Raw genomic sequence first — 9,781 nt, forward strand, 5'->3', positions numbered from 1 at the left:
ACCGCAATATCTAGCGGGACGGAAGGGGGAACGCCTCGATCCCCCCGCTGCCGATGAAGCCTCAGGCGGCCAGATCGAACGGCGCGATCTCGCCCGAGAGGTACAGCTTCTTCGCCTTCGCGCGGCTGAGCTTGCCGGAACTGGTGCGAGGGAGGCTCTTGGGCGGGATCAGCTCGATCACGCAGTTCATGCCGGTGATGGCGCGCACCTTGTCGCGGATCTGATCACGCAGCTCCAGGCGCTTGACCGGATCGGACACGCGGCAATGGACCAGCACAGCTGGGGTTTCCTCGCCATTTTCCATCTCGATCGAGAAAGCCGCGATATCGCCATGGTTGAAGCCAGGCAATTGCTCCACCGCCCATTCGATATCCTGAGGCCAGTGGTTCTTGCCGTTGATGATGATCATGTCCTTCGCCCGGCCGACGATGAACAGGTAGCCTTTGGCCATGTACCCCATGTCACCAGTATCGAGCCAGCCATCGACCAGGCAGGCGGCGGTGGCTTCGGGATCGCGGAAATAGGAATGCATTACGCTGGTGCCGCGGCACCACACCTTGCCAATCTGATGATCGCGCAGCGTGCCGCCGTCCTCGCCCCGGATCACCACTTCCATGTCCTTCACGGCCTTGCCGCAGTTGACGATGGCGCGGTAGCGGGCGGGGCGGCTGAGATCGCGGGGAGAGCCGGACAGGCGCTCTTCCTCGACCAATTCGACGCGGATGCCTTCGCCGGGCGGCATGACGGTGACGGCCAGGGTCGCTTCGGCCAGGCCGTAGCTGGGCAGAAAGGCGCTTGCCTTGAAACCGGCATCCGCAAAGGCATTGACGAAGCTTTGCATCACGTCGGGCCGGATCATGTCCGCACCGTTGCCGGCCAGGCGCCAGCGCGACAAGTCGAAGCGATCGTTCACGGCCGTTTGGCTGGAGATGCGGCGCGCGCAGATGTCATAGCCGAAGGTGGGCGAGTAGGAGACCGATGTGCCCTGGTTACGCGTGATCAGGTCAAGCCACGCCAGCGGACGACGGGCGAAATCCTCTGTCTTCAGGTAATCGCCAGAAACCTGGTTTGCGATCAGCGACAGGAAACAGCCGACCAGCCCCATGTCGTGATACCACGGCAACCAGGAGATGCAGCGATCGTCATCCTCCAGCACCATGGCGTGACTGTGCGCCGACAGGTTCGACAACAGCGAGCGATGGGTGACGGCAACGCCATGTGGGAAACGGGTGGAGCCGGACGAGTACTGGAGGTAGCAGATATCGTCGGTCTGGATGTTCGGCAGGTCCACCGCAACCGCGGTGCCAGCGGTAAAATCGTCCCAGCCGGCATGCTCGCACCCTTGGCGGGCGGCGGCGGCGGCGGTCATCTCGCTGATCTCGTTAGGACCGACCAGCATCTTGGGGTCAGAGCTGTTGAGCTGCACGGCCAGCTGCTCGATGTAGTTGTCCTTGCCGCCAAAGCTGGTGGGCAGCGGCAGCGGCACCGGCCATACGCCAGCGTAGATCGCGCCGCAGAACAGCGCCGCGAACTCCGGCCCGGTCTCCGCGATCAGGGCCAGGCGATCACCCGGCACAAAGCCGCGCGCGATCAGTTCATAAGCAACCTGGCGAGCATCCTCGCGCAGTTCGGTATAGCGATAAGCCCGGGTCAGCGTGCCGCGCGGATCGTGGAAATTGAAGCCGCGCTTGCCTGTTGCGGCATAATCCAGCGCTTCGCCGAATGTCTCGAAGTCAGCCAGACGACGCGGCAGGCTGTCGGTATTGGGGGTGGCGAGCAACTTGGTCTCCGCCAGGTCCGGCACCAGTCCGATGGTGTCGTTCATCTCACAAAACCTTGTGCTGTTGATCTTTTTCGCATGGTTGCGCGGGCCCTTATCGGGGTTTCAACGATTGCGAAACACCTCTCTCCCACGCAATGCTATAGCGCTCCTCATTCCAGGGCGACTGTGGCACGAATAGGGCAGCATGCCACGAACTGACCGCAAACCGTCGCCATTGGACGACAAACGGCTGGAAGAGCTGGCTTTGTCCTATGTCGCCCGCTTCGCCACCACCCGTGCAAAGCTGGAGGCCTATCTTATCCGCAAGCTGCGGGAGCGTGGCTGGGACGACGAGGAAATGCCGAATGCCGCCGCCCTTTCACGCCGCTTTGCCGAGGCGGGCTATGTCGACGATGCGGTCTATGCCCGGATGAAGTCGGACAGCTTGCTGCGCCGCGGCTACGGCGGGCGGCGCGTGGGCGAGGCTTTGCGGGCGGCAGGGGTGGAGGAGGCGGTGCGCGTGGATGTGGCGCCAGACGCGGGCATGGCGCGGCAGTCGGCCGTCGCGCTGGCCCGGCGGCGGCGGTTCGGCCCATGGCACGATCCTCTCCCGGACCGTCCGCTGCGCGACAAGCAGGTGGCCGCGATGCTGCGCGCGGGACATACGCTCGACAATGCGCGTCGGATCGTGGAATCGACGACGATTGCCGCGCTCGAGGAATGGCTCGAGTCGGCGCAAGGAGATGACCTTTGCGATTGATACCGACACTTGCGGCCCTGGCGCTGGCGCTGGGCGCGTGTTCTTCTGGCGGCTTGGACGGCAGCTCCGGCGCAGCGAACGCCAAGAGCGCCACCGCCGCGCCGACGGTGCATGCGGTATCCGGTCTGCCCGTTATCGACCTGACGATCCGCAGCGGGGCGAAGACTCACGCCTTCCGCGTCGAAGTGGCGGCATCGCAGGAGGAACAGGCCAAAGGCCTGATGTTCCGTACCGAAATGGGCGCGGATGAGGGCATGATATTTCCGGAAGCAACGCCGCGTCGCCCCTCGTTCTGGATGAAGAACACGGTGATCCCGCTGGACATCATCTTTATCGCGCCCAACGGCAGGATCCTCAACATCGCCAATGCCTTGCCGTATGACCTGACGCCGGTGCCGTCCGAAGGGATCGCCGGGGCGGTGCTGGAACTGAACGGCGGCCGGGCGGCGCAACTGGGCATCAAGCCGGGCGACAAGGTCAGCTGGAAGCTGCCGAAGGCGCGGTGAGGGCATATCCTTGCCCAATCCGCTTGGCACGAGCGGCGAAGGGGGCTAACGCGAGGCCGCTATGAGCATCCTCTCAAAGATCTTCACCTGGTGGAACGGCGCGACAATCGGCACTTCGCTGTGGAGCGCGCGCAATGGCGAACACGTCGGCACGGACGCGCAAGGAAACACCTATTTCCGCTCGGCCAAGCTGAAGACCACGCAAGGGTATGAGCGCCGCTGGGTCATGTACGCTGGCGCGAACGACGCCAGCAACGTGCCCGCCGAATGGCACGGGTGGCTTCACCACAATTCTGACGGCTTGCCGGAAAGCAATCTGCCGCCGGCCCGCATCTGGGAGGTGGACTACACGCCCAACGCCACCGGCACCGGCAACGCTTATCGTCCGCAGGGCGCATTGGAGCGTGGTGGCCAACGCGCCCGCGCCACGGGGGACTACGAAGCCTGGTCCCCGGACGCCTGAGGAAAGCGCGTTGAAGCGGTTTTGCATGGCAAGGGGGGCGATCGCGGCACCGTTCGCTGCGCTTGCCCTGTTGTCCGCCTGCAAGGGAGAGCCAGCGCCGGAGGCGCAGGAAACCGGCGTTCCCGAAGCGATCGCGCAGACCGGCGGCAAGGCCGTGATCCCCGTCGTCGGCAAGGACGATTATGGCACCCCGCTCAAAGAGCGCGTTGCCACGCTGGGCCTGCTGAACAAGCGCAACAACCTGAGCCAGGACGTGGTGATGAAGCCGGGCGAGACTCGGCGCGTCGGCAATGTCGTGCTCAAGCTGGCGTCATGCGAACGCACGTTGCCGTGGGAAGCGCCGGCGGATGAGGGCGCTTTCGTGCAGGTCTTCGTGCAGGATCGCGCCACCGCTCAGGAAAAGCTGGGCTGGCACAAGATCTTCTCCGGCTGGCTTTTCAAGAATTCGCCTGCGCTGAACGTCGTGCAGCACCCGGTCTACGATGTCTGGGTCAAAAAGTGTGCGATGAATTTCCCAGGTGAAGAAGCGGGCCCGGCGGACGCAGCCTCGGCCAAGAGCGCGGCAAAGGCCTCCGGCACCGCGAGCGCTCGCCCTGCGGCATCGCCGTCCGCCGCAGCCACACCGGCCGCCCCGGCGGCGCCGGAAGAGGACGTCGTGGAAGAGGCCAATGCCCCGGATTGAGCTTGTTTCAGCAGGGTCAGATACCGCTTTTGGCTAATTTCCACCGCCCCTAACGAAGCAAGGTGCGGGGTCATAAACTGGCAATCCAGCAATTGCGCGCCCGCTTTACGCAGCGAAGCGACCAGCCAGCACAGCGCAACTTTCGATGCGTCGGTGCGGCGTGAGAACATGCTCTCACCGCAAAACGCCCGATCGAAGCCGACGCCGTAAAGCCCGCCAACCAGGATGCGAGAGCCGTTCGGCAGGGTTTCCCAACATTCGATCGAATGGGCATGCCCCAGCGCATGAAGCCGCTCATAGCTCGCCTGGATGCGGTGGCTGATCCAGCTTTCATGCTCTTCCGCGCGCGGGGCCGCACAGGCATTCAGCACATCCGGAAAGGCTTCGTTGCACGTCACCGTGAATCGCCCGCGCCGCAGAGTGCGAGCGAGCGACTGCGAGAGATGGAACCCATCGAGCGGCAGGATCGCGCGCAAGCGGGGCTCGACCCAGAAGACATCGGGATCGTCACGCCGGTCGGCCATGGGAAACACGCCGCTGCGATAGGCCAGCATCAGCAGTTCGGAATCGATCATGGGCGAGGAGACGGAAGCGTGCACACTGAGGAACGTAGCAGAGTTTTCTAAAGACGAGATGCCATTCGGCGGCTGGCCTTTCACAGGCAGCGCGCGGGGAAATGCGCTAGAACATGCCCCCGGCCAAAGCATCGATCGCACCCTGCAGGATCACTGCCGCCGCCGCCGAATCGATCCGCTCTGCCCGTTTGGCGCGGCTCATGTCCTGCGCGATCAGATCACGCTCCGCCCCGCTGGTCGACCAGCGCTCGTCCCAGAGCAGGATCGGCAGCCCCAACACTGCCAGATTGCGCGCATAAGCGCGGCTCGACTGCGCGCGCGGACCGGAACTGCCATCCATGTTCAGCGGCAGGCCGATCACCAAGCCCTTGATCCCCCGCTCGCGAATCAATCCCTCCAACGCGGCCTTGTCCGCCCCGAACTTTCCGCGCTTCAGCGTCTTGCCCGGCGAGGCGATCCGCCAGCCGGCATCGCAGAATGCCGTGCCGATGGTCTGAGTGCCAAGATCAAGACCCAGCAATCCACCGCCTCCGGGCAAGGCATCGCGATATTCCAGCGCGCTGGTGGTGACGGGGGGAGCGGCAACCGGCGGTTCACTCACTTCCCGAACTTCCTTTGCGTCTTGCCATAGCGCATCTTGCGCGTGCCGGGTTTACCCTCGTTGCTGCGTCCCACGATCGGTGCGCGCTTGTCCTTGTCGGGAAGGCCAAGTTCCTCGCCTTCCAGCTTGCGGATCTCGTCGCGCAGGCGGCCGGCTTCTTCGAACTCCAGATCGGCTGCGGCGGCGCGCATCTTCTTTTCCAGGTCTTCGATGTAACCGCGCAGGTTGTGGCCGACCAGGTTGTTCTGGCCTTCCGCGTCGATGTCCACCAGCACGCCATCGCGGCTGGCGGTGTCGGCGACGATATCGGCGATGCGGCGCTTGATCGTCTGCGGGGTGATCCCGTTCGCTTCGTTGAATTCCTGCTGGCGGGCGCGACGGCGGTCGGTCTCGGTGATCGCCCGCTCCATGCTGCCGGTCATGCGATCGGCGTAGAGGATCACGCGGCCGTCAACATTGCGGGCGGCGCGGCCGATGGTCTGGATCAGCGAGGTTTCGGAGCGCAGGAAGCCCTCCTTGTCGGCATCGAGGATGCAGACCAGACCGCACTCGGGAATGTCCAGCCCCTCGCGCAGGAGGTTGATGCCGATCAGCACGTCATAGACGCCCAGCCGCAAGTCGCGGATCAGCTCGATGCGCTCCAGCGTCTCGACGTCGGAGTGCATGTATCGCACCCTGACGCCCTGCTCGTGCATGAACTCGGTCAGGTCTTCGGCCATGCGCTTGGTGAGAGTCGTGACGAGGGTGCGATAGCCGTTGGCGGCCGTCGTTTTGCATTGTTCGATGCAATCCTGCACCTGGTCCTCGACCGGCCGGATCTCCACTGGCGGATCGATCAATCCGGTCGGGCGAATCACCTGTTCGGCGAAGACGCCGCCCGATTCCTCTATCTCCCAGCGGCCGGGCGTGGCGGAGACCGCAATCGTCTGCGGGCGCATCGCGTCCCACTCGTTGAAGCGCAGCGGGCGGTTGTCAATGCAACTGGGCAGCCGAAAGCCGTACTCGGCCAGGGTGATCTTGCGTCGATGGTCGCCTCTGGCCATCGCGCCGACTTGCGGCACGGTCTGATGGCTCTCGTCCACGAACAGCAGGGCGTTGTCCGGCAGATACTCGAACAGTGTCGGCGGTGGCTCGCCGGGCAGGCGGCCGGTGAGGAAGCGACTGTAGTTCTCGATGCCGTTGCACGATCCGGTGGCGGCGATCATCTCCAGATCGAAGTTGGTGCGTTGCTCCAGCCGCTGGGCTTCCAGCAGTCGGCCTTCGATCTCCAGTTCCTTCAGCCGCTCCGTCAGCTCGAACTTGATGGCCTCGCTCGCCTGCTTCATCGTCGGGCCGGGTGTCACGTAGTGCGAATTGGCATAGACGCGCACCTTTTCCAGAGCCTGGCCTTTCTTGCCGGTCAGCGGATCGAACTCGGCGATCTCCTCGATCTCGTCGCCGAAGAAGCTGATGCGCCAGGCGGTGTCTTCCAGGTGGGACGGGAACAGCTCCAGATTATCACCGCGCACCCGGAAGTTGCCGCGTGCGAAGGCGGTGTCATTACGCTTGTACTGCAACGCCACGAGCTTACGGATGATCTCGCGCTGGTCCTGCGTCTCACCCTGCTTGAGATCAAAGATCATCGCCGAATAGGTTTCGACCGAGCCGATGCCGTAGAGGCAGGAAACCGAGGCGACGATGATCACGTCGTCCCGTTCCAGCAGCGCACGCGTGGCCGAATGGCGCATCCGGTCGATCGCTTCGTTCACCGAGCTTTCCTTCTCGATGTACGTGTCCGATCGGGGGACGTAGGCCTCGGGCTGATAGTAGTCGTAATAGGATACGAAATACTCGACCGCATTGTCCGGGAAGAAGTCGCGGAACTCGGCATAAAGCTGTGCGGCCAGGATCTTGTTGGGGGCCAGGATCAACGCCGGGCGCTGCAATTCCTCGATCACCTTGGCCATGGTGAAGGTCTTGCCAGAGCCGGTGACGCCCAGCAGCGTCTGTGTCTTCTCACCCTCCAGCGCGGCGGCGACGAGATCGGCGATGGCGGTCGGCTGGTCGCCTGCGGGCGCATAGTCGGACTGGATCACGAACCGCTTGCCCGGCATCGATTTTTCGGGCCGCGTCGGCTTGTGCGGCACGAAGTTTCCGGATGTGTCAGGCTCTTCCAAGCCGCGGCGGATGACGAGTTCGGGCATGGCGGAACATATGGGGTATGGTGCGCCCAGCCGCAATGCGCCCGGTCGGCCATCAATCATGGCAATTCGATTACAGTTGCGCCATTCAGGTGACGTTGGCGATCGCGGCGCATAGTGGGCAACTCTGCAGCCGCGCATTCGTTCGGCAAGATCGACATCTAACAGGAGACTAAGCGAAGTGCTGGCCATACCGGGCAATTTCTGGAGGATCGCCGAGGAGCGCACGATGCGCGCCCGGGCGGAAGTCCTGCGCCGGTCCGCACTCGCCCGCATGCCGCGCCCCGAAGGCGTGCGCACTCCGCCGCTGCGTTATCTATGGGGAGAAGTCGCCTCGCTTCACCGGCGACCGGGTCGGCATGTGCCCCTCCAGGCCGCCAGCCCACAAATCGTCATGCTGTTGCCTGGCTTCGGTGCTCATCCCAAGCGGATGAAGCCGCTGGCCGATGGCTTGGCGGCGGCGGGGCATACCGTCCTCGATTGGGGACTGGGCTTCAACCTTGGGCCTACCGAGCAGAACTTTGCCTTCCTGATGCGCCGAGTGGGAGCGCTTGCGCGCCAGCACCGGCGGCCCGTGACCTTGATCGGCTGGAGCCTGGGCGGCCTGTTCGCGCGGGAGATCGCACGGCGTGAGCCGGATAGTGTCGCGCGCGTGATTACGATGGGCACGCCGTTCTCGGGCAATCCGCGCGACAACAATGCATGGCGGGCCTATCAGGTTATCACCGGGCATTCCGTGGACGAACCGCCGGTCTCCTGCGAATTTCGGGCCAAGCCGCCCGTGCCGACTACTGCCTTGTGGAGCCCCCGCGACGGCGTGGTGCATCCGCGCTCTGCCGCGGGCTGGCCGGGTGAGCGGGATCGGGCGGTCGCTCTGCGTTGTACTCACTTGGGATTTGCCGGCGCTCCGGAAGTAGTAGCGGCGGTACTGCGTGAATTGGACCGCGAGGGGCAGGCCGCCGACTCGGTCACGCAGCCGGAATAAAGCGCAACGTGCCGGCCAGAACGGCGCGGCCCGCATTGTCCTTCGGGTGGTTGACCCCATCCAGCACCGGCACTTCGCGAAAATCGAATGGGCTCACTCCATCAAGGCAAGCCACATTCACGCCGTACTGATTGGGAACCGATCGGCGCTGGTGATGCGTGTAGATGCCGCAGTGCGAGCAGAAGAAGTGTTGCGCCGATCCCGTGTTGAATCGATAGCTCGTCAACTGATCCTCGCCCTGGAGGAACCGAATGCCGCCGATCTCCACCGATACGGCCACCGCTCCACGCACTCGGCAATAGGAACAGGTGCAGCGGCGGATGGTCTCGAAGCCATCACTCAGTGTCGCCTCAAAGCGAACCGCCCCGCAATGACACAGGCCTGTGTGTACAGTTTTGTCGGCAGTCATCGTCCTGACACCTTCCGCTTTCAGCGCTTCGACAGGCCTGCCCCGACGCGGCTTCCGTGGCGGGCCATTCAACTATTCCTGATATGGCCGCCGATGCCAAGCTTCAGCTAGCCGTCAGCTTCGCGGCGGTTGCCGACGATAACTCAGCGCCTCGGCTATGTGAATGCGGCCGATCCCAGGTGCTCCAGCCAAATCGGCGATCGTCCGCGCGACCCTCAGGATACGCGTATAGCTGCGTGCCGAGAGCCGCATCGCCTCAGCCGCCTGCATCAGCAGCTTGCGGCCCGCCTCGTCCGGGGTGGCGTGGGTTTCGAGCAAGTCACCGTCAAGCTCGGCGTTGCTGCGAAGGCCGGTGCCCTCCAACCTTTCGGTCTGCACTGCCCGCGCGTACGCCACTCGGGCAGCCACTTGTTCGCTGCCCTCGCTCGGGGGTGGGAGTCCAAGGTCCACCGCGCTGACGGGATCGACATCGACGTGCAAGTCGATTCGATCGAGCAGCGGACCGGAGACCTTGCTTTGATAATCGGCGGCGCAGCGCGGCGCGCGGCTGCACCCCAGCGCGGGATCGCCCAAGTGCCCGCAGCGGCAGGGGTTCATCGCTGCGATCAATTGCACCCGGGCCGGGTAGGTGACGTGGGCATTGGCTCTGGCAACGGTGACTTCGCCGGTTTCCAAGGGCTGACGAAGCGAATCAAGTACGGCGCGCTGGAACTCGGGAAGTTCGTCGAGAAACAGGACGCCCAGGTGCGCCATCGAGACTTCGCCCGGCTTCACTTTCAGGCCGCCGCCGGTCAGCGCCGCCATCGAAGCGGAGTGATGCGGCGCGCGGTAGGGCCTGGCGCGGCTGATGCGGCCTTC

General features: G+C 64.3%; 10 protein-coding genes and 1 pseudogene. 5 read left to right on the plus strand and 6 right to left on the minus strand.

The genetic code is table 11. The annotated features are described in order from the left end of the window. Positions 1-61 precede the first annotated feature (61 nt). Positions 62-1,825: a fatty acyl-AMP ligase gene (locus tag ACHWRX_RS07150; protein WP_394658672.1), complete on the minus strand. Its 1,764-nt coding sequence runs from the start codon at positions 1,823-1,825 to the stop codon at positions 62-64. A gap of 142 nt (positions 1,826-1,967) precedes the next feature. On the opposite strand from ACHWRX_RS07150, the gene ACHWRX_RS07155 reads away from it, so the two are divergent. The 4 genes and pseudogenes from ACHWRX_RS07155 to ACHWRX_RS07170 all read left to right on the plus strand — a co-directional run. Then, positions 1,968-2,522 (plus strand): hypothetical protein, encoded by a 555-nt coding sequence (locus ACHWRX_RS07155; protein WP_394658673.1) that lies wholly within the window; start codon positions 1,968-1,970, stop codon positions 2,520-2,522. Next, positions 2,513-3,028 carry a DUF192 domain-containing protein gene (locus tag ACHWRX_RS07160; RefSeq protein ID WP_394658674.1) on the plus strand — a complete coding sequence of 172 codons (516 nt, stop codon included), beginning with the start codon at positions 2,513-2,515 and terminating at the stop codon, positions 3,026-3,028. Before ACHWRX_RS07155 ends, ACHWRX_RS07160 begins: the two co-directional genes overlap by 10 nt. A 61-nt stretch (positions 3,029-3,089) precedes the next feature. Beyond that, positions 3,090-3,491, plus strand: coding sequence for an NADH:ubiquinone oxidoreductase subunit NDUFA12 (locus ACHWRX_RS07165; protein WP_058735142.1), 402 nt, complete (start codon positions 3,090-3,092; stop codon positions 3,489-3,491). 259 nt (positions 3,492-3,750) lie between these two features. After that, positions 3,751-3,933: pseudogene (locus tag ACHWRX_RS07170) on the plus strand (DUF2155 domain-containing protein); the annotation flags it as partial. A gap of 35 nt (positions 3,934-3,968) precedes the next feature. Here ACHWRX_RS07170 and aat read toward each other — a convergent pair. The 3 genes from aat to uvrB all read right to left on the minus strand — a co-directional run bounded on the left by aat (position 3,969) and on the right by uvrB (position 7,532). Further along, complete coding sequence (gene aat / locus ACHWRX_RS07175) at positions 3,969-4,748, minus strand: leucyl/phenylalanyl-tRNA--protein transferase (RefSeq protein ID WP_394658675.1); 780 nt, start codon at positions 4,746-4,748, stop codon at positions 3,969-3,971. A gap of 106 nt (positions 4,749-4,854) precedes the next feature. Next, a complete protein-coding gene (ruvX, locus tag ACHWRX_RS07180; protein ID WP_058735139.1) occupies positions 4,855-5,349 on the minus strand; it encodes a Holliday junction resolvase RuvX in 495 nt (164 codons plus the stop codon). Continuing rightward, positions 5,346-7,532, minus strand: coding sequence for an excinuclease ABC subunit UvrB (gene uvrB, locus ACHWRX_RS07185; RefSeq protein ID WP_394658676.1), 2,187 nt, complete (start codon positions 7,530-7,532; stop codon positions 5,346-5,348). Before uvrB ends, ruvX begins: the two co-directional genes overlap by 4 nt. 226 nt (positions 7,533-7,758) lie before the next feature. Here uvrB and ACHWRX_RS07190 point away from each other — a divergent pair, with 226 nt between their 5' ends. After that, positions 7,759-8,514 carry an esterase/lipase family protein gene (locus ACHWRX_RS07190; protein ID WP_394658679.1) on the plus strand — a complete coding sequence of 252 codons (756 nt, stop codon included), beginning with the start codon at positions 7,759-7,761 and terminating at the stop codon, positions 8,512-8,514. Here the strand turns inward: ACHWRX_RS07190 and ACHWRX_RS07195 are convergent. After that, the gene (locus ACHWRX_RS07195) at positions 8,498-8,923 is read right to left on the minus strand and encodes a GFA family protein (RefSeq protein WP_394658677.1); all 426 of its coding nucleotides are present in this window, start codon (positions 8,921-8,923) and stop codon (positions 8,498-8,500) included. The genes ACHWRX_RS07190 and ACHWRX_RS07195 overlap by 17 nt on opposite strands. A gap of 114 nt (positions 8,924-9,037) precedes the next feature. Further along, a partial coding sequence (locus ACHWRX_RS07200; protein WP_394658678.1) for an ATP-binding protein occupies positions 9,038-9,781 on the minus strand: 744 nt, incomplete at its 5' end.

Origin of the sequence: uncultured Novosphingobium sp. (assembly GCF_964277725.1) — a bacterium.
Lineage (GTDB): Bacteria > Pseudomonadota > Alphaproteobacteria > Sphingomonadales > Sphingomonadaceae > Novosphingobium > Novosphingobium fluoreni.